General features: G+C 37.5%; 21 protein-coding genes. 17 read left to right on the top strand and 4 right to left on the bottom strand.

Annotated features, from left to right (window positions below):
- Positions 1-95 precede the first annotated feature (95 nt).
- Positions 96-1,385 (top strand): aminopeptidase P family protein, encoded by a 1,290-nt coding sequence (locus DHD80_RS03950; RefSeq protein ID WP_251739792.1) that lies wholly within the window; start codon positions 96-98, stop codon positions 1,383-1,385.
- Positions 1,386-2,227: 842 nt separating this feature from the next.
- Here the strand turns inward: DHD80_RS03950 and DHD80_RS03955 are convergent.
- Positions 2,228-2,692 (bottom strand): hypothetical protein, encoded by a 465-nt coding sequence (locus DHD80_RS03955; RefSeq protein WP_251739794.1) that lies wholly within the window; start codon positions 2,690-2,692, stop codon positions 2,228-2,230.
- A gap of 213 nt (positions 2,693-2,905) precedes the next feature.
- On the opposite strand from DHD80_RS03955, the gene DHD80_RS03960 reads away from it, so the two are divergent.
- On the top strand, positions 2,906-3,805 hold the full coding sequence (locus DHD80_RS03960; RefSeq protein WP_251739795.1) for a hypothetical protein: 900 nt from the start codon (positions 2,906-2,908) through the stop codon (positions 3,803-3,805).
- Here DHD80_RS03960 and thiL read toward each other — a convergent pair.
- Positions 3,802-4,854 carry a thiamine-phosphate kinase gene (thiL, locus tag DHD80_RS03965; RefSeq protein WP_251739797.1) on the bottom strand — a complete coding sequence of 351 codons (1,053 nt, stop codon included), beginning with the start codon at positions 4,852-4,854 and terminating at the stop codon, positions 3,802-3,804. The two genes, DHD80_RS03960 and thiL, sit on opposite strands and share 4 nt — an antisense overlap.
- Positions 4,855-5,063: 209 nt before the next feature.
- On the opposite strand from thiL, the gene DHD80_RS03970 reads away from it, so the two are divergent.
- From DHD80_RS03970 to DHD80_RS04040, 15 genes are all read left to right on the top strand, one after another.
- A complete protein-coding gene (locus DHD80_RS03970) occupies positions 5,064-5,393 on the top strand; it encodes an iron-sulfur cluster assembly accessory protein (protein WP_251739799.1) in 330 nt (109 codons plus the stop codon).
- Between the two features lie 46 nt (positions 5,394-5,439).
- On the top strand, positions 5,440-5,829 hold the full coding sequence (locus tag DHD80_RS03975; RefSeq protein ID WP_251739801.1) for a four helix bundle protein: 390 nt from the start codon (positions 5,440-5,442) through the stop codon (positions 5,827-5,829).
- A 36-nt stretch (positions 5,830-5,865) separates the two neighbouring features.
- On the top strand, positions 5,866-7,311 hold the full coding sequence (sufB, locus tag DHD80_RS03980; protein WP_251739803.1) for a Fe-S cluster assembly protein SufB: 1,446 nt from the start codon (positions 5,866-5,868) through the stop codon (positions 7,309-7,311).
- A gap of 15 nt (positions 7,312-7,326) precedes the next feature.
- Complete coding sequence (locus DHD80_RS03985; protein ID WP_251739805.1) at positions 7,327-7,719, top strand: hypothetical protein; 393 nt, start codon at positions 7,327-7,329, stop codon at positions 7,717-7,719.
- 41 nt (positions 7,720-7,760) lie between these two features.
- Positions 7,761-8,513 (top strand): Fe-S cluster assembly ATPase SufC, encoded by a 753-nt coding sequence (gene sufC, locus DHD80_RS03990; protein WP_251739807.1) that lies wholly within the window; start codon positions 7,761-7,763, stop codon positions 8,511-8,513.
- Between the two features lie 211 nt (positions 8,514-8,724).
- The gene (gene sufD, locus DHD80_RS03995) at positions 8,725-10,038 is read left to right on the top strand and encodes a Fe-S cluster assembly protein SufD (protein ID WP_251739809.1); all 1,314 of its coding nucleotides are present in this window, start codon (positions 8,725-8,727) and stop codon (positions 10,036-10,038) included.
- A 15-nt stretch (positions 10,039-10,053) separates the two neighbouring features.
- Complete coding sequence (locus DHD80_RS04000; RefSeq protein WP_251739811.1) at positions 10,054-11,292, top strand: cysteine desulfurase; 1,239 nt, start codon at positions 10,054-10,056, stop codon at positions 11,290-11,292.
- A 59-nt stretch (positions 11,293-11,351) separates the two neighbouring features.
- Positions 11,352-11,561: a PLDc N-terminal domain-containing protein gene (locus DHD80_RS04005; protein WP_251739813.1), complete on the top strand. Its 210-nt coding sequence runs from the start codon at positions 11,352-11,354 to the stop codon at positions 11,559-11,561.
- A 3-nt stretch (positions 11,562-11,564) separates the two neighbouring features.
- Positions 11,565-11,996 (top strand): hypothetical protein, encoded by a 432-nt coding sequence (locus DHD80_RS04010; protein ID WP_251739815.1) that lies wholly within the window; start codon positions 11,565-11,567, stop codon positions 11,994-11,996.
- A 37-nt stretch (positions 11,997-12,033) separates the two neighbouring features.
- Complete coding sequence (locus DHD80_RS04015) at positions 12,034-12,456, top strand: SufE family protein (RefSeq protein WP_251739817.1); 423 nt, start codon at positions 12,034-12,036, stop codon at positions 12,454-12,456.
- Position 12,457: 1 nt separating this feature from the next.
- The gene (locus DHD80_RS04020) at positions 12,458-12,781 is read left to right on the top strand and encodes an SUF system Fe-S cluster assembly protein (protein WP_251739819.1); all 324 of its coding nucleotides are present in this window, start codon (positions 12,458-12,460) and stop codon (positions 12,779-12,781) included.
- A gap of 11 nt (positions 12,782-12,792) precedes the next feature.
- On the top strand, positions 12,793-13,308 hold the full coding sequence (locus tag DHD80_RS04025; RefSeq protein ID WP_251739821.1) for a DUF2480 family protein: 516 nt from the start codon (positions 12,793-12,795) through the stop codon (positions 13,306-13,308).
- Between the two features lie 9 nt (positions 13,309-13,317).
- Positions 13,318-14,220: a DUF3078 domain-containing protein gene (locus tag DHD80_RS04030; protein WP_251739822.1), complete on the top strand. Its 903-nt coding sequence runs from the start codon at positions 13,318-13,320 to the stop codon at positions 14,218-14,220.
- Positions 14,221-14,341: 121 nt separating this feature from the next.
- Positions 14,342-15,562 carry a GTPase HflX gene (hflX, locus tag DHD80_RS04035; protein WP_251739824.1) on the top strand — a complete coding sequence of 407 codons (1,221 nt, stop codon included), beginning with the start codon at positions 14,342-14,344 and terminating at the stop codon, positions 15,560-15,562.
- A 54-nt stretch (positions 15,563-15,616) separates the two neighbouring features.
- Positions 15,617-16,345 (top strand): hypothetical protein, encoded by a 729-nt coding sequence (locus DHD80_RS04040; protein ID WP_251739827.1) that lies wholly within the window; start codon positions 15,617-15,619, stop codon positions 16,343-16,345.
- Here the strand turns inward: DHD80_RS04040 and DHD80_RS04045 are convergent.
- Together DHD80_RS04045 and DHD80_RS04050 are read right to left on the bottom strand one after the other, a co-directional pair.
- The gene (locus DHD80_RS04045; RefSeq protein ID WP_251739829.1) at positions 16,342-17,154 is read right to left on the bottom strand and encodes an NAD(P)H-binding protein; all 813 of its coding nucleotides are present in this window, start codon (positions 17,152-17,154) and stop codon (positions 16,342-16,344) included. The two genes, DHD80_RS04040 and DHD80_RS04045, sit on opposite strands and share 4 nt — an antisense overlap.
- A 1-nt stretch (position 17,155) precedes the next feature.
- Positions 17,156-19,477: a M28 family peptidase gene (locus DHD80_RS04050; protein WP_251739831.1), complete on the bottom strand. Its 2,322-nt coding sequence runs from the start codon at positions 19,475-19,477 to the stop codon at positions 17,156-17,158.
- Positions 19,478-19,557 lie beyond the last annotated feature (80 nt).

Below are 19,557 nucleotides of genomic sequence, written 5' to 3' on the forward strand. Positions count from 1 at the left end.
AATACTAAAACCCTTGGTTCCTGAAAATTTTAATTGCCAATAATAGGGATTGTTTACAATTCCCGTTAATTTTGAGAAAATTGAAAAATACACCCATGAAGTACGATAGAATAGATGCTCAACTTTTTATAAAAAACAGAAAGAATTTCATGAAAGAAATGAAGCCGAAGAGTCTTGCAGTTTTTAATTCTAATGATATTTACCCAATTGGGGCAGATAGTACCATGCCTTTTGAGCAAAACAGGGATTTATTTTATTTAAGCGGCGTAGACCAGGAAGAAAGTATTTTGGTTTTGTTCCCCGATGCGCCAGATCCTAAACACAGGGAAATTCTCTTTTTGACTGAAACCAATGAACATATTGCTATTTGGGAAGGAGCAAAACTTACCAAAGATGATGCCATTGAAGTAAGCGGAATAAAAACTGTGTATTGGAAAAAGGATTTTGAGCGGGTTTTTTATGAAGTGATGACCCAGGCAGAAATTGTTTATTTCAATACCAATGAGCATTATCGTGCCAATCATCAAACTGAAACTAGGGAAGATCGATTTATTAAAACCTGTAAGGAAAAATATCCTGCCCATCAGGTAGCCAAGTCCAATCCTATTTTACAAAGATTGCGTTCGGTAAAAGATTCCATCGAACTGGATTTAATGCAAAAGGCTTGTGATATTACTGAAAAAGCCTTTCGCAGAACTTTGGGATTTGTAAAACCCGGAGTTTGGGAATATGAAATCGAAGCGGAATATTATCACGAAATGATCAGGAACCGCTCTCGGGGCTTTGCCTATACGCCCATCATCGCCAGCGGGAATAATGCCAATGTGCTGCATTATGTTCAAAATAATAACCAGTGTAAAGCCGGGGAACTTATTTTACTGGACACTGGTGCGGAATATGCCAATTACTCCAGTGATTTGAGCAGGACGATTCCGGTTTCCGGAAAATATTCTGAAAGACAAAAAGAAGTGTATAATGCGGTTAATAAAGTTAAAAATGAAGCGACAAAGATGCTTGTTCCCGGTACAATGTGGAAAGAATATCATGTGGAGGTGGGGAAACTGATGACTTCAGAATTGTTGAGGCTTAAATTAATCGATAAAGCCGATGTGCAAAAAGAGGATCCCGAATGGCCAGCTTATAAAAAGTATTTTATGCATGGGACGTCACATCATATAGGTCTGGATACACATGATTATGGGATTCTTACAGAAAAAATGCAGGCTAACCAGGTTTTTACAGTGGAGCCGGGAATTTATATTCCAGATGAAGGCTTCGGAATTCGTTTGGAAGACGATGTAGTGATTCAGGAAAGTGGAGAGCCTTTTAATTTAATGCGGAATATTCCAATTGAAGCTGAAGAGATCGAAGATCTTATGAACTAATTTTCATAAAAATAAAACAGAGCCATCATGAAAATGATGGTTTTTTTTGATGCAAAAAATTAAAATTCTGGCAAAGGTTTTGCATTTTATAGTGTCGTGAAATTTATCAATGATACTAACCTGTATTTCTAAAGGTGTGTATTTAATTAAGGTTTATACAAATTTTTTAAAATCAGTCAATTAGGATTTTTTATTTAAAATTCAATCTAATGATTTTTGGAATCGCTCTAATTTTTTGTTAAGATAGTTGGGGAAAGGTGTAGAAATATTCAACAAAATTGGCCAAGAAGAAAATTTTAAGTGCGTAACGGATTCATTTATGTAGGAAAAGTATTACGTATTATATTTTATAAAAAGCACTCTTGTTTTATTAAATTTTCAGATGATATGAAGTGCTCCAACGAATTGATTTTTAGAAAACTCTATAATATATAGTGCTTTGAGAGAAATAAAATTTTTAAACATATATGAGAAATCGACTCTCAAAATTGGGATAAACATGCATTTCATCGAATAATTGATACATTTTGTCTGTTAATTAACTTTAATTTAATAATTTAGGAATAGAAAATCAAAAATCTAAGCAATATGAACCAATCTAGCCCCTCTTCATTTTCATTAGCGAAGGTACATTGTAACATGTTTGGCCATAAATTAAAAGTATCCAAAAATATCACGAATCATGTTCATGAATACAAGTGCGCAAAATGCGGTATGGAAATGACCGATACTGCCGACGGCTTATTAGCCCGGTTAACTCCAAAATTTAAGGAGACCAACGCCTTCCTCGCTAAAATTCACCAAAAAAGAAAAAAAAGGCATCAGCTTTTCGCCGAAGCTTCTTAATTTCCTTCCGAAATATCTTCTTGAATCACTCTGGTATTTGTTTGAAAATCAAAACCAACATTAACAGATTTTTCTCCATCGGTGATATATTGAAATATGGGATATCCAATATAGCCATCATAAGGCCCCACTTCAGATAATAAAAAGTATATTTTTCCTATATTTTCTTCAGGATAAAATTTGATACCATTTTGTCTATACCCTTTCACTGAGTATAGCTCATTCTGATTTCTATTGTTCACCGATGTAGACATAGTACGGCTAATGATCTCATTATATCCGTTAGTTTGATAATGCACGATTTTATAAGAAAATGGCTGTCCCTCATTCTTGGGATATATATAAACAGAATATATATAATCATCTTCCGCAGTAAGATCTTTAAACTCATAAAGATTTTCTCCACTACAGGAATACAGAAAGATTACGCAAATTAGAATAGCAATAATTCTTTTCATCATTCTTTATTATGTATATCCGTTTTCTGCCCTAAAAGTTCTTTCGTCACCCTGAATTTATTTCAGGGTCTCCATATTACATTGATTTACATTGAAATGAGATTCTGAAACAAGTTCAGAATGACATCATTTTTCAGTTTAGGATGCTTTACGGACAAACAAATTCTTTATTTTAAATCTGAATAATAAAGCATTTAATTGAATTTTCCTATTATTGTGAAAACTCGTACTATCAAAGCTTTTCCATTTTTTTTAAAATTTATCTTCGGTTTTTTTTTTCTCTTCAACCTAACAGAAAAAACTGTTGCACAAAACAATGATTTCGAGGCCGGATTTATGAATGTGGGTATAGGATCTATTTTAGGGGGTGTAGGTGCGCTTATCAATAAGAGACCTGAAGAAAAATTCGGAAAGATATTATTTAAAGGAATGGGGCAGGGAGCCCTGGGTGGATATTTGGTTTTTGAGAGTAAACGATTGGTTCGAGAATTTGCCAAAAGTGGAAATTATACCTACATCTGGCCGTCTAAAATTGTAAATTCCGTGGGAACCTCTATTATTGAAAATGCCGCTGCCAAACGTGATTTGTGGGCGCGTTGGCATTTAAACATAGGCTTTAATAGATTGGAAATTAATACAAAGGAAAATTTTAAATTGAGTTACAGGATAATGCCTATGGATTTGTTGGCTACAGCCTATCAGGCTGTGGATGCAAAACCCGATTGGAAAATGAGTGTTCGAGTTGGGACTTTTGTCTTTAGAACTAGCGAAATAGGTCAAGAAATTGGATATTATGGCCGGGCGTTTGGGAACAGTATTCAACTCTTAGATAATATCTACGGTGATTTAGCGCTTCCACATGAAATCATTCACACCTATCAATATGAAAGTTTTTCTGGTTTCAATAATTATTTCGATACAACCGAAGCACGTTTCTCTAAAAATCATCAAATCCTAAAAATCTATAGAAGCATATTTTATACCGATTATAATCTTCTTCTGGGAGGTTTAATAAGTATTATTGACAATCCTAAAAGATTGAATGAAGGAATAATAGAATCTGAAGCGCGCTATTTCGGAAATTCCGACCTGATTAATAAAATTCGCTATAACTAATCCTCTTCTTTCAGAGAATTCCATCCACGCGCGATAATGGGTAATTTTTGATTGGCCCGGGTGATCAGATGGATTCCTTCGCTTTCTTCAGTCATATGCCCGATAATACTCATATTTGGATTCCCTTTGATCTTGTCAAAATCACTTTGGGGAATGGTAAAAAGTAATTCATAATCTTCTCCACCGCTTAAGGCAATGGTGGTGCTGTCAATATCAAATTCTTCACACACAGAAATCACTGCAGGATCTAATGGAATTTTCTCCTCGAAAAGGTTCATTCCTGTTTTTGAACTTTTACACAAATGGATAATTTCTGAACTTAATCCATCACTAATATCGATCATACTGGTAGGTTGAATGTCTAATTGCCTTAGCATTTCAGAAATATCTTTTCTGGCTTCAGGCTTTAATTGCCTTTCAATTAAATAAGTATATTGATCAAGATCTGGCTGCGCATTGGGATTGGCCTTAAAAACTTCTTTTTCCCTTTCTAAAACCTGAAGTCCCATATAGGCTGCGCCAAGATCGCCCGTAACCACCAAAAGATCATTGGGTTTCCCCCCGCTCCGGTAAGCTATTTTTTCTTTTTCAGCAATACCAAGTGCGGTCACACTAATAATAAATCCTGAAGTAGAAGAAGTGGTATCGCCACCTACAACATCCACATTATAAATTTTAGCGGCAAGCTGGACTCCGGCATAAAATTCTTCCAAAGCTTCAACCGGAAATCGATTGGATACTGCGATAGAGATAATCACCTGGGTAGCGGTTCCATTCATGGCGTAAATATCAGAAAGGTTTACGATCACCGCTTTATAGCCCAAATGTTTTAGCGGCATATAAGCCAGGTCAAAATGAACACCCTCAATAAGAAAATCTGTACTTACCAGGGTTTCTTTGCCTTCATAATTCATTACTGCCGCATCATCACCCACACCTTTTATGGTTGATGGGAGTTTGATTTTGATATCTTTAGTAAGATGATCTATCAACCCAAATTCACCAAGTTCTGAAAGGTTTGTCCTGCTTTCCTGACTATTCTCAAACATGTACTAAAATTTAGAGTGCAAAAATAAACATATATAATAGAATATAGGAATTAGGCTGAAGGATTCGGAATTATTTCAGAAGAGGAAAAAGATATTTATTTTGATTGAAAACCTCTATGGGCAGATTCCTAAAACATATGTTTTCGCTATGGTTAAACGTATGCTTTGTAGTATATTTGTGCCTAATTTAGAATTAATCTTTGTAGACTATGATTAAAGTTAGCGAAGAGGCTAAAAAGAAAATTTCAGCCTTGATGAGTGAAGAAGGTTTCAGTGTGCAGCAGGATTTTGTGCGCGTGGGCGTGAAGAGTGGAGGATGCTCCGGGCTATCTTATGAATTAAAGTTTGATGGTTCGAAGGCTGAAGACGATAAATTGTTCGAAGACAACGATGTAAAAATCATTGTGGATAAGCGTAGTGTGCTTTATCTGGCAGGAACGATTTTAGAATTTTCCGGAGGTTTAAATGGGAAAGGATTCGTTTTTAACAATCCCAATGCTCAAAGAACCTGTGGATGTGGGGAGAGTTTTTCTCTTTAAAGAATTCCAAATTCCGGGTTTAAGATTTAAGATTATCAATTTATAAGTGAGTAAGATTGTAAATTTTAAAGATCTTGAAATTTGGCAGAAAGCCAGGGATATTTGTATCGAAGTTTATAAAATTCGTGAGAAAAGCCAGCTAAAGACCGATTATAGGCTCTATGACCAAATTAATGCAGCTTCAGGTTCGATAATGGATAATATAGCTGAAGGTTTTGAAAGAAACGGAAATAAAGAATTTGTTCAATTTCTTTCCATAGCAAAAGCCTCGTGTGGCGAGACACGTTCGCAATTATATAGGGTATTGGATCGGAAATATATAAATGAAGAAGAATTTAATACGTTGTTGAATAAGTTAAAAAATCTAAGTATGCAGATAGGTGGTTTTATGAATTATCTGCAGAAAAGCGATTTTAAAGGAAGCAAGTTCAAATAATTTTGAATTTGGAACCAGGAATTTTGAATTGAGATTATGGCATATACTGAAGACGATTTAAAGAAAGAGCTCGAGACCAAAGAGTATGAGTATGGATTTTATACCGATATAGAGTATGATACTTTTCCTGTTGGTTTAAATGAAGACATCGTTAGGGCGATTTCTAAAAAGAAAAATGAGCCGCAATGGATGACAGATTGGAGGCTTGAAGCTTACCGGGCATGGGAAAAAATGGAAGAGCCGGAATGGGCGAATGTGAAATATAAAAAACCTGATTTTCAGAGTATTTCTTATTATTCTGCACCCAATAAAAAACCGAAATTGGATAGTTTGGATGAAGTAGATCCGGAATTGCTGGATACCTTCAAAAAGCTTGGAATTTCTCTGGACGAGCAAAAAATGCTTGCCGGGGTTGCGGTAGACGTGGTAATGGATTCCGTTTCAGTAACTACCACGTTCAAAAAAACCCTTGCGGAAAAAGGGATTATCTTCTGTTCCATTTCTGAAGCGATTCAGGAACATCCGGAGCTGGTAAAAAAATATTTAGGAACTGTGGTTCCACAAAGGGATAATTTCTACGCCTCTTTGAATTCGGCTGTTTTTAGCGATGGATCTTTCTGTTATATCCCGAAAGGTGTACGTTGTCCTATGGAACTTTCAACCTATTTCAGGATCAACCAGGCAGGAACCGGCCAGTTTGAAAGAACCTTGGTGATTGCAGATGCCGGGAGTTATGTGAGCTACCTTGAAGGTTGTACGGCTCCTTCCCGTGATGAAAATCAGTTACACGCCGCGGTGGTCGAATTGATCGCTTTAGACGATTCTGAAATTAAATACAGCACCGTTCAAAACTGGTATCCGGGAAATAAAGAAGGAAAAGGTGGTGTTTACAATTTCGTTACTAAGAGAGGTATTTGCGAGAAAAACGCAAAAATTTCCTGGACGCAGGTGGAAACCGGTTCTGCGGTAACCTGGAAATATCCAAGTTGTATTTTAAAAGGGGATAATTCAGTTGGTGAATTCTATTCTATTGCGGTCACCAATAATTACCAGCAGGCAGATACGGGCACGAAAATGATCCATTTAGGAAAGAACACGAAAAGCACGATTATCTCCAAAGGTATTTCCGCAGGAAAATCCCAAAATTCCTATCGAGGGTTGGTTCAGATAAATAAAAGAGCCGAAAATGCGCGGAATTTTTCCCAGTGTGATTCCCTCTTAATGGGAAATAAATGCGGTGCGCATACTTTCCCCTATATCGAGGTTAAGAATAAATCGGCTCAGGTAGAGCATGAGGCTACGACCAGCAAGATTGGGGAAGACCAGATCTTTTATTGCAACCAGCGGGGGATCGATACGGAAAAAGCAATTGCGTTGATCGTAAATGGATTCAGTAAAGAAGTATTGAATAAACTGCCTATGGAATTTGCCGTAGAAGCTCAAAAATTACTGGAAATTTCATTAGAAGGTTCCGTAGGATAATTGAGAATTAAAGTGATGAAAAATTTCCTTTACATTTTACTGCTTGCCTTTTCAGTTATATCCTGTCAAGATGATGATCGCAAAGAATTAATGGCTCAACCAGAGGCTGAAGAGGTGGTAGATAGTATTCAGATACTTGAAGGTGGCTTTGTATATGTTGCCGATGCTGCGGTTTTACGCGGAAAGGATTTTGTTTACGGGGTTAAACTCGATTCTATTTCAAAAATTTTGGCTGAGGATATTGAAAAATTTAAAGAAGATGATTTTGATATGGTTCCGGTAAAAGTCAAAGCTGAAATCATGAAAAACAAAGGATTGGAAGGCTGGAATGAAATTATTAAAATACTGGAAATTATAGAAATCCCAAAAGGTGCGGGATTTTCAGAAAATATTGAAAACGAAGAATAAATAATTTGATCTGTATTTCGACAGATTTAGAATTTTGATACATGCTTAAAATAAAAAATTTACACGCTCAAATTGAAGATAAAGAAATCTTAAAGGGAATTGATCTGGAGATTAACGCCGGAGAAGTTCATGCGATCATGGGACCTAATGGTTCCGGGAAAAGCACCTTGTCCTCTGTAATTGCAGGAAAAGAAGAATTTGAAGTTACCCAGGGTGAGATCCTTTTTGAAGGTGAAGAGCTTAACGATATAGATCCTGAGGTAAGAGCGCATAAAGGAGTGTTTTTATCCTTTCAGTATCCGGTAGAAATTCCCGGAGTTTCTGTAACCAATTTTATTAAGACGGCGATCAATGCGAAGCGAAAAGCTCATGGAGAGAACGACATGCCGGCAAGTGAGATGTTAAAGCTCATTCGGGAAAAATCTGAAATGCTGGAGATAGATCGCAAGTTTTTATCAAGATCTTTAAATACCGGGTTTTCCGGAGGGGAGAAAAAGAGAAATGAAATTTTCCAAATGGCCATGCTGGAACCAAAACTGGCTATTCTCGATGAAACCGATTCCGGTCTGGATATAGATGCCTTGCAGGTGGTGGCCAAAGGGGTGAATAAATTACGTCGTAAAGACAACGCGGTACTTTTAATTACGCATTACCAGCGACTGCTGAATTATATCGTTCCAGATTATGTTCACGTAATGATAGATGGAAAGATTGTAAAATCTGGCGGAAAAGAGCTTGCGCACGAACTTGAAGAAAGAGGTTACGACTGGATAAAAGCGGAGAAAACAGTTTAATCAATTTGAGAATTTGAAAATTCATCAATTTGAAATTTTACTAATTGAAAAGCTAACCGGGCTCTATTTTAGAAGGCGGAAAATAAAAGTAGGAGTAATTAGATGAAATGTAGAAAGGTAAAATGTTAGGGACAAGCCCCGAATAAGGCACTTTGAATCATTTCTTCCCCACTTTAAACTTGCAAACCTTCAACTTTAAACTTAAAAAATAATGGAATTAAAGGATAAACTCATAACATCATTTCTTGCTTTTGAAGAAGATCTCGATCCGGATAACGGTATTTATGATCTTAGGAATGAAGCGATAAAGAATTTTGAAAATATCGGTTTTCCAAACCGAAAGAATGAAGACTGGAAATACACATCTTTAAATTCAATTTTAAAGCACGATTATAGTGTTTTTCCGAAGAAAGAGGATGTACTGGAATATCGTGATATCAAGAAATATCTTATCCACGATATCGATACCTATGATCTGGTTTTTATCGACGGAATTTTTTCTTCGCATCTTTCCCAAACCACACACGATAAGATCGATGTTTGTTTGATGTCTTCCGCTTTGACCAAACCAAAATACAAGCCGGTTATTGAAAATTATTTCAATAAGATCGCACCAAAGTCTGGTTTAAATTCTTTGAATACTGCTTTCGCCCGTGAAGGTGCGTTCATCCATATTCATAAAAATTTACAGGTAGATAAGCCCATTCAAATCATCAATTTTGCTACTGGAAACGAAACCTCATTATTGCTACAACCAAGAAATTTAGTGGTAGTAGACGAGAATAGTCATGTTCAGATCATCGAAAGGAACCAGAGTTTGACAGATCATCCTGTACTTACCAATTCGGTTACTGAAATTTTCGCTGATCGCCGGGCGATTGTGGATTATTATAAGATCCAAAATGATAAACTTTCAGCTTCCTTAATCGATAATACTTATATTGAACAGAAGTCGGAAAGCAATGTGTCTGTACATACTTTTTCTTTCGGTGGAAATCTTACCCGAAATAATCTTCATTTTTACCAGAGGGGAGAGCGGATCGATTCTACGCTTAAAGGGGTCACGATTATTGAAGGAAAACAGCACGTAGACCATAATACCCTTGTTCATCATATTGAACCAAACTGCGAAAGCCACCAGGATTATAAAGGAATTTTCGACGATAAGTCCACTGGAGTTTTCAATGGAAAAGTGGTAGTGGAGAAAGAGGCACAAAAAACAAATGCCTACCAGGCCAATAATAATATTCTGGCAGATGATAATGCAACTATTAATTCAAAACCTCAATTAGAGATTTTTGCAGATGATGTGCGTTGCAGCCATGGATGTACGATTGGGCAGTTAGATAAAGAAGCACTTTTCTATCTTCAGTCAAGAGGAATTCCGCTTAAAGAAGCCCGCGGATTATTGATGTATGCTTTTGCCAACAACGTTCTGGAAAGTGTAAAAATTCCGGAAGTTAAAAAACGCATCAATAAACTGATCGCTACCAAACTTGAGGTAGAACTGGGATTTAATCTTTAATTAAAAATTTTAAGGATGAGCCAGCAAATTCAAAATATAACTTTCGACGTAGAGAAAATTCGAAAAGATTTTCCAATCCTGAAAAGGAAAGTGAACGGCTATCCCTTAGCATATTTCGATAATGCTGCTACCTCGCAAACACCTATCCCGGTGATGGATGCGATTGTAGATTATTATTCCAATTACAACGCGAATATCCATCGCGGTGTGCACGCGCTTTCACAGGAAGCTACAGATAAATATGAGGGAGCCCGAATAAAGATCCAAAAGCATTTTAATGCGGAAAAGGCTCATGAGATCATTTTTACTTCAGGAACTACCCATGGAATAAATCTCGTGGCAAATGGTTTTGGAAAATTTCTGAAAAAAGGTGATGAAATTATAGTTTCAGCCCTGGAACATCATTCCAACATTGTTCCCTGGCAAATGCTTTGCGAAAGGACAGGCGCTGTGCTGAAAGTGATTCCCATGGATTTAAATGGGGAATTGGTCTATTCAGAATTTGAAAAACTGGTGAATGAAAAAACCAAAGTAGTTTTCTGTAATCATGTTTCCAATGCGCTGGGAACAGTAAATCCTATTGAGAAGATCATTAAAAAAGCACATAGTGTTGGTGCTGCTGTTTTAATAGATGGAGCTCAGGCCGCACCTCATATAAAAGCAGATGTTCAGGCCCTGGATGCGGACTTTTATGTGGTTTCTGCGCATAAAATGTGTGGGCCAACCGGTGTAGGTATTTTATACGGAAAAGAGCAGTGGTTGCAAAAATTACCACCCTATCAGGGTGGAGGTGAAATGATCGCAACCGTAAATTTTGAAAAAACCACTTATGCGGGCCTTCCCCATAAATTTGAAGCCGGAACGCCAAATATTTGTGGCGGGATCGCCTTTGGTGCGGCCTTAGATTATATGAACCAAATTGGTTTCGATCAAATAGCAGAATTTGAGCACGAGCTTTTGTTGTATGCCACCAAAAAATTAAAGGAAATCGAGGGAATGAAAATTTACGGCGAAGCTGCGGAAAAAACAGCGGTGATTTCCTTCAATATTGAAGGATTACATCCTTACGACATTGGAACCTTGCTGGATAAAATGGGCATCGCCGTTAGAACTGGACATCATTGTGCCCAGCCTGTTATGGATTTCTTTAAAATTCCCGGTACTGTTAGGGCTTCTTTTGCTTTTTATAATACGTTCGAGGAAATCGATCGATTGGTTGAAGGAGTGAAAAAGGCTAAAATGATGCTGCAATAATTTTAGATCATTCTTTTTTGCATTTGTTTATCTTTACTAGGCTTATAAAACGTATAGTAATGCATGATCTCTCCGCAGGTTTAATTATATGGCAACTCATGACCCTCTTTTTAGTTGGATTATGGATTTACACATTGGTTGATGTTGCCAGATATGAATTCAAAGATAATCTAAAACTATTGTGGGTTGTAGTTGTACTTTTCATTCCTTTTTTTGGAATGCTTCTCTACTGGACTATTGGAAAGAACCATAAAATAATTCAAAACTAACTCATGAAGTATTTTTTCATTTCATACCTGTTTATATTGATGACTATTAATTGCGGAACGTTCCAGGATAAGGAGACTATTGAATTTGTGAAATACGAAACCTTTACCCGGGGTTCCACCACTAATATTTCAGTACATCCAAATTCCATACAGGTAAAAAAAGCCGGGATGCAAACTTCAGAATATACCGAAGAAATTTCCGTAAAACAATGGAAAGAGGTTTTAGCTGCTATGGAAGATATTGAAATCTCAAGTATCGGCAGGTTAGAAACTTCTACAGAAGACAGTTCCCGTGATGCGGCGGCACAGGCGGTATTAAGTATCAAAAAAAATGATTCGGTTTATATAACCAGTCAGTTTGATGATGGGAATGCGCCGAAAGCCGTAAAACCATTGGTGGAAGCTATCTTAAGATTGGCAGAAAATGTTGAATAGTGCAGGTTGTTATTGTACTTTTGCATAAAATTGAAGTATGACGATCAAGGAAAAACAGCAGGAAGTTATTGAGGAATTCGAGATGTTCGAAGACTGGATGCAGCGATATGAATATATGATCGAATTGGGAAAATCCCTGCCTCTGATTGATGAAAAATATAAAACCGATGATAACCTGATAAAAGGCTGCCAGAGTAGGGTTTGGGTACATGCTGAATTGGAGGGTGATCAACTCGCCTTTACGGCAGATAGTGATGCGATTATTACCAAAGGGATCGTTGCTATTTTAATTCGGGTTTTTTCCAATCAGCATCCTTCAGAAATTATTGAAGCTGACACCTCTTTTATTGATGAAATCGGACTGAAGGAGCACTTGTCTCCAACCAGGGCAAATGGCTTAGTGAGCATGATTAAACAGCTTAAAATGTATGCAATCGCATACCAAACGCAATTAAATTAAGATGGAAGAAGAAATAAATACTCAGGAACTTGGTGAAAAGATCGTTAAGGTTTTAAAAACCATTTATGATCCAGAAATTCCTGTAGACATATACGAACTGGGATTAATTTATGATGTGATGGTAAGTACAGATCATGATGTAAAAATCTTAATGACCTTAACCACGCCTAACTGTCCCGTAGCTGAAACCTTACCTCTTGAAGTCGAAGAAAAAGTAAAATCTGTGGATATGGTAAAGGATGCTGAAGTAGAGATTACTTTTGATCCCCCATGGAGCCAGGATCTTATGAGTGAAGAAGCTAAACTTGAACTGGGACTACTCTAAAATCACATTAGATGGCTGAGGAAATTGTAAACAGAATAGCCAATAGTAAACTGGTTACCTTTAATCTTGAAGATTACTATCCCCCGGGACAAAGAATTGCATTTGATGTAAGCGACTGGTTACTGGAAGGATTTGTGTTGAGGGAAAAAGATTTCAGGGAAAGGGCATTAGAACATGACTGGAGCCAGTATGCCAATTCATTTGTTGCCTTGTATTGCTCTACTGATGCTATTGTGCCCGCCTGGGCATATATGCTATTAACGTCCTATTTACAGCCATACAGCAAAAAGACGATCGTAGGCAATCTGGAAGATCTTGAAAGTCATTTATATCAGGAAATTATTGATAAAATGGATGTTTCGGGACTGCAGGGAAAACCGGTAATCGTAAAAGGCTGTGCTAATAAACCAATTCCGAAAAATGCCTATTTATTTCTAATCAATAAACTGCAACCGGTTGTGGCCAGTCTCATGTATGGTGAAGCATGTTCATCGGTTCCCCTATACAAAAAATCAAAAAACAGATAATCAATAAATATGAGAAAAGCTTTACTCTTAATGTGTGCAATTTTAGTTGGAAATTTTGCCTTTGCACAGGAAGAAACATCCAAGGATTCGATACCTCCAAACGGATGGCATAAAGAAGGAACTTTGCAGTTATTGTTAAACCAGTCTGCCTTTAACAAAGAATGGATCGGTGGTGGAACTTCAAGTATCGCCGGAAACCTTACTTTCAATTATGATTTTAATTATCGCAAAGACGACTTTACCTGGGACAACAGGGTTTTGGCAAATTATGGTTTAACCAAGCTGAAGGAGAATGATTACGCTAGAAAAACAAGTGATAGGTTTGAATTGAATTCTATTGCAGGAAAGCAAATTCAGGAAACGAATTTCTATTATTCCTGGTTTTTAAATTTTAGAACCCAGTTCGCCAAAGGCTATGAATTTTCTGAAGACCCCGATACCGGGGAAACTATTAGAACCGAAACCACGCACATCTTTTCCCCGGCCTATTTGCAAACAGGTCCCGGGATCATGTGGAAAAAGAATGACGATTTCATGGTGAATCTTGCGCCTGCAACAGCCAGGTTGATTATCGTAGATAAAGATTTCACCTCGGGCGCTGATTATAATGACGGGGATTATTTTGGTGTGGACTCAGGTGAATCTACCAGATTTGAATTTGGGGCTTCCTTAACCGCACAGGCAGGTTTCGATCTTTGGGAAAATGTGAAAATGGAAAACTCCTTAAACCTGTATTCCAATTACCTGGAAAATCCGGGAAATGTAGATATTGATTATCTAATGAACCTGAATATGGGAATCAATAAATACCTTTCCGCAAATCTGCTTTTTCAGGCGATCTATGATGATAATGCCGTAGCTGCATTTCAGATTCGGGAAGTTTTTGGATTAGGAATTAATGTAGAATTATAAATTTCTGAAAAAATTTTAAAAATCCCGAATTAAAAAGATTCGGGATTTTTTATAGGTTAATTAAATGTTGAAATTAAAGCCTTTTTGAAGTGATAACGGTTGATTTCTTACCTTTACTTTTATGATTGAAAAAACCGATTTAACTTATGAAAAAACGGTCCTTGTGGGTTTAATTACAAAAGACCAGAACGAGGATAAGTTGGACGAGTACCTTGATGAACTTGAGTTTTTGACTTACACCGCGGGAGGTGAAGTTATCAAAAGATTTACTCAAAAAGTGGATATGCCAAATCCCAAGACTTTTATTGGGACAGGAAAAATGGAGCAGGTGCGTGAATTTGTGCATGAAAATGATATTGGGGTGGTAATTTTTGATGATGAGCTTTCCCCTGCACAGCAAAAGAATATTGAAAAGATCCTGAATTGCAAAATTCTGGATAGGACCAACCTTATTTTGGACATTTTTGCACAGCGTGCGAAAACAAGCTACGCCCGTACACAGGTAGAGCTTGCCCAATACGAATATTTACTGCCCAGACTTGCCGGAATGTGGACCCACCTGGAAAGACAGCGTGGAGGTATTGGGATGCGAGGACCCGGTGAAACAGAAATTGAAACTGACCGGAGGATTGTTAGGGATAAAATCTCCCTGCTGAAGAAAAAACTGGAAACCATCGATAAACAAATGGAAGTACAGCGCGGGAACCGTGGCCAGTTAGTCCGCGTGGCGTTGGTAGGATACACCAACGTGGGAAAATCTACGCTTATGAACGTGATAAGTAAAAGTGATGTTTTTGCTGAAAATAAATTATTCGCGACGCTGGATACCACGGTTAGAAAAGTAGTGATTAGAAATTTGCCATTTTTACTTACCGATACGGTTGGGTTTATTAGAAAGCTTCCTACCCAGCTGGTAGAATCTTTTAAATCTACATTGGATGAGGTTCGTGAAGCTGATCTTTTGTTGCATGTGGTGGATATTTCCCATCCCAATTTTGAAGATCATATAGAATCTGTAAACCAGACCCTTGCTGAAATTAAGGTTTTAAATAAACCCACCTTAATGGTTTTCAATAAGATCGATAATTATAAAGCTGAACCCCTGGAAAAAGACGATCTGGAAACGGAACGCACCCCGGCGCATTATTCTTTAGCTGAATGGGAAAGAACCTGGATGAACAGAATGGGCGAGCGGGTGCTCTTTATTTCGGCGTTGAAGAAGGAGAACATGAAAGACTTCAGAAAAAAGGTGTACGAAACGGTGAGGGAAATTCACATCACCCGTTTTCCTTATAATAATTTTCTATATCCGGAATACGACGCTTATGGAGAAGAGGAATAATATTTTTAATTTTGCCATAACTTTCTTAAATTCAATTTATTAAAGAATATTAAAATGAAATACTCCTGCCTTTTTGTTTGTTTGATACTCAGCTTTTTTATGGGAGCTCAGGAATTTGAAGGTTCCTGGAAATTGGTAGAAGAAAATGGAGAACCGGTACAAAACCGTGAAATTGTACGTATTTACGTGGATAATTATTTTTCTGAAGCAGCTAAGAAGTCTGAAAACAATGAATTTCTCTATACTTTGGGTGGAGAATTTAGTGATGCCACGTATTCTGAAAAGATTGATTTTAATTCTAAAAATCCAGAATTGATAGGTGAAACCTATAAGCCCGATGTTGAATTTTCTTCTTCCGAAAATACTTTAACCTTGAAATATGCGGAGAAGGAACAGGTTTGGGAGAAAATTTCTTCAGAAAGAAATGCGCTAACCGGAAACTGGGTAATAACAGGAAGAAAACGCGACGGAAAGATTAATAAAATGACTCCCGGAGACCGAAGGACTGTAAAGATCCTGGCGGGAGATCGATTTCAATGGATCGCTTTTAATTCTGCCACGAGAGAATTTTTTGGTACGGGCGGTGGTGATTATACCGCGGAAAATGGCAAATATGTGGAGCACATAGATTTATTCTCCCGGGATAATAATCGGGTAGGGGCGCAACTGGAATTTAATTTTGAAGTAAAAGACGGGAAATGGCACCACAGCGGGAAAAGCTCGAAAGGAGATCCAATCTACGAAATTTGGTCAGCCTATGCTGAAGCCTATCAACAAAATTAGGCGTTCCAAACCCCCTTTTTAAATTGAAATTTCAATTCTTTCTGAATCTTTTCAGAACTGATTTTCTTTCCAAGGGAGTCTGAATTTTCTGCAAAATTCGGCGGTTCCAAATTTCTAAGTTTCGCGATTTTGGTATAATAGTTTTTCTTGGAAGGATACTCCGGGGTAACGAGGTTCCAAACCTGATTGTCCTTTTGGAGATTAATGAGTTTCAAAATGGCCTGGATGCAATCATCCCGGTGCACTAAATTTACGGGAGCATCAGCATTTTTAAGATTTTCCCTGCCGGAGAGGAAGTTCACCGGATGCCTTTCCGGGCCGTATAATCCTCCAAACCTTAGAATGGAAGCATCGATCTTAGGGTGATCCAGAAAAACTTTTTCTGCTTCAGCTAACTGGCTTGCAGGATTATCATTTTCGTTGGTATTATCTTTTTCAGAATAAGTTCGGAAATCGGCAGTATCAGCATACACTGAAGTTGAACTTACAAAAAGCACGCGTATAATATTGGCTCTTTCAATATGAGGCACCAGGTTTTTAACCTTTTGCACAAAATCGAGATCGGGATTTTTGCGTAGCCCCGGAGGGATATCGATAATCAAAAACTGGGAACCTGAAAGAAAATTCCGAATGTCCCCCTGAATCCCACTTTCAAAAGTTTTAATGGAATAAGGAACGATCCCGGCAGCCTGAAGTTCATTTAACTTCTCGTGTTTGGTTACAGATCCTTTTACATCATGCCGCAAATTTACCAGGTTTTTACCCAGTTCAAGTCCCAGCCAGCCACATCCTAAAATTGAAATTTTCATATTATTCCCCCAAGGTAAAAGTTTTCTTCAAAATTGTCGCATCGTTTAGTTTAAAAGGCTTGGGGATTATTCCTTTTGGCCTTTCCGGAACCTTTAAATTTTTATTCCCAATAAGATCATAGGCAGATTCATAAAGCATAAATTTTGGACTATTGTTTCCCTCAAAACTGAATTCTATATTTATGGTATCGCGGTTGGAGGCGTAATAAGTCAATAAACGTTCCTGCCAGCGATTTTGATGCATATGAAGATCATTGCCCCTAAAATCTATATTTTTAGATCTCATGCCATTCACTGTAAAATCTTTAAAATTCGTGTCATTGATCTCATAAAGATCCAACCGATTGATATCACGATTTGGGACAATTTTTACGGAATATTTTCTGAACCCTGATGAATCTGAAGGTAATTCTTGCATTTTAATTGAAGGCACTTGCAAAGCGATCATGGGAGCCGGAGCTTTCAGCGTAAATTTGCCATTATATTTACTATCTATATTCAATTCTGAATTTGAATCCACTTCTGATTCTTCGTTAAAATACTTTTCAGTAAAAACATCGGGTTTTGCATCATAAGAATACCAGTTTGCCGTATTTGCGTCTAGGTCCTGTATATATAATAAACTATCAGGCCTGGGTCTTTCCTCATTAAAACCGCCTTTAAAATGAGCGATGACCATAAATACGATGAAGGCAACCAGGCTAAGGCTTGTAAATGCACTTTTTCTTTTGAAATAGGCAAAAACAGGGGTTAATAGTCCGAATAATAAAGCGGATAGGATTCCGGTTACAAACAGCATTTTTAGTCCCAAGGCCACGGGCAATCCCCAAATAAATGGCATTAATAATAGAAACGCTGGAAAACATAAAATTGCCATTAAAATTCTTCCGGGCTTTTTTTGCTGAATCATCACAAAGAATTGTATTAAAGCAAAATAAACAGGAATGATAAAATATGAAGCACCTTTAAGATGAATGGCGACAAGCGTACAAATGAGGATCCATAGTGATAACGGGCCAATAAGTAAAGCTGCGGGCGCTATTTTTTTTCTGAATTTTTGATATACAAAAAAGCAAATGGCCAGGGATAAAAAAACCGATGCCGCCATATAAGTATAGCCATTATAGGTAAAGCCATTGATCATTTCAGAATATCTCTGGTAGACCAGGAGACAAAGATTCCAAAGCAGCCACACGGCAAGTCCGGAACCGGCGATGCTCAATAGTGCAGGCAAAAAACTTTTGAAAACATCTGAAAACCTGAAGCTTTTTCTCCTTAAGCCATAGATGATCAAGATTAGAAAGATTATAATAGCAATGATCAGCATAGGGAAAATCCAGCTGAAAGGATAAGTGATAAATTCACCAAATATCAGGTTAAAATAAATAGAATCCTTTTCACTGGAAAGCTCATTAAGGTTGGCATCCTTAAAATAAGAAAGCATGGGCATAAAATAACTTCCCTGATGCGCTAAGGTCTCTTTATTCAGATTTTTTGGAGTATCGTTCGCACTATGATAATCGAAATGGTCATCGATAAAGGCAAAATTAAATCCATTGATATTTGCCTGTTTTCTTAGAACAGTAAGATCTGTATCATTAGGGAGCATTTTATAAATGCTGTAAGCGAGTGAGTTAGAAACCGGGAATGGAACCTTTGCCTCCTTAAATGCCTGCACAAGGTTTTTATTTTTTTTGTTTGTTTCCAGAAGCATATAAGGTGCGCCACCACTGCCACGCGCTTCAAAATTAATTGCCAGTTTTGCATCTTTTGCCCAGGGATGGTCTTTTACAAAAAGTTCAGCGCCCAGAAGGCCAATTTCTTCAGCATCTGTAAAAAGTAAAATAATATCGTTTTGATAGGCTTCCTTCTTTTGCAAAGAAGCCCGAATTCCTTCCAGGATCGTTGCTACACCGCTTCCCGCATCGCTGGCACCGTAGGATGAATGTGGGGCACTGTCATAATGGGACATAAGGACCAGGGCATCCCCGGTTCCCGAACCATCGATCCTTGCCAGGATATTTTCAGGTTTGGCGATGTTCCCATAGGCATTCATGATGTAAGCTTCCTGGGTTTGTACTTCGAGACCCAGATCCTGCAACTCATTCACGATATAATTTCTCACCTCGCTGTGGGCTTTAGTGCCCAGATAATGAGGTTTTTCAGCAAGAGCTTCTACGTGTTTAAAAGCGCGATCTGTAGAGAATGCAGTAAGTGGTGATTTCTCATTATTCTTATAATTTGGTTGGTCGAATTGAAAAGATAACCAAACGGCAAAAACTAAAAGTAGGAAAGCAGCAAGGCCGGTTAATCGGTTACTCATATATAGGGATCATAAAGTCTTAAAGTTATAGAAACTTTTTTTAAACCTAAGCGATTCGCTAAACGATTGAAATTAAAACA

This window comes from Gramella sp. AN32 (genome assembly GCF_023718305.1).
Taxonomy (GTDB): Bacteria; Bacteroidota; Bacteroidia; order Flavobacteriales; family Flavobacteriaceae; genus Christiangramia; species Christiangramia antarctica.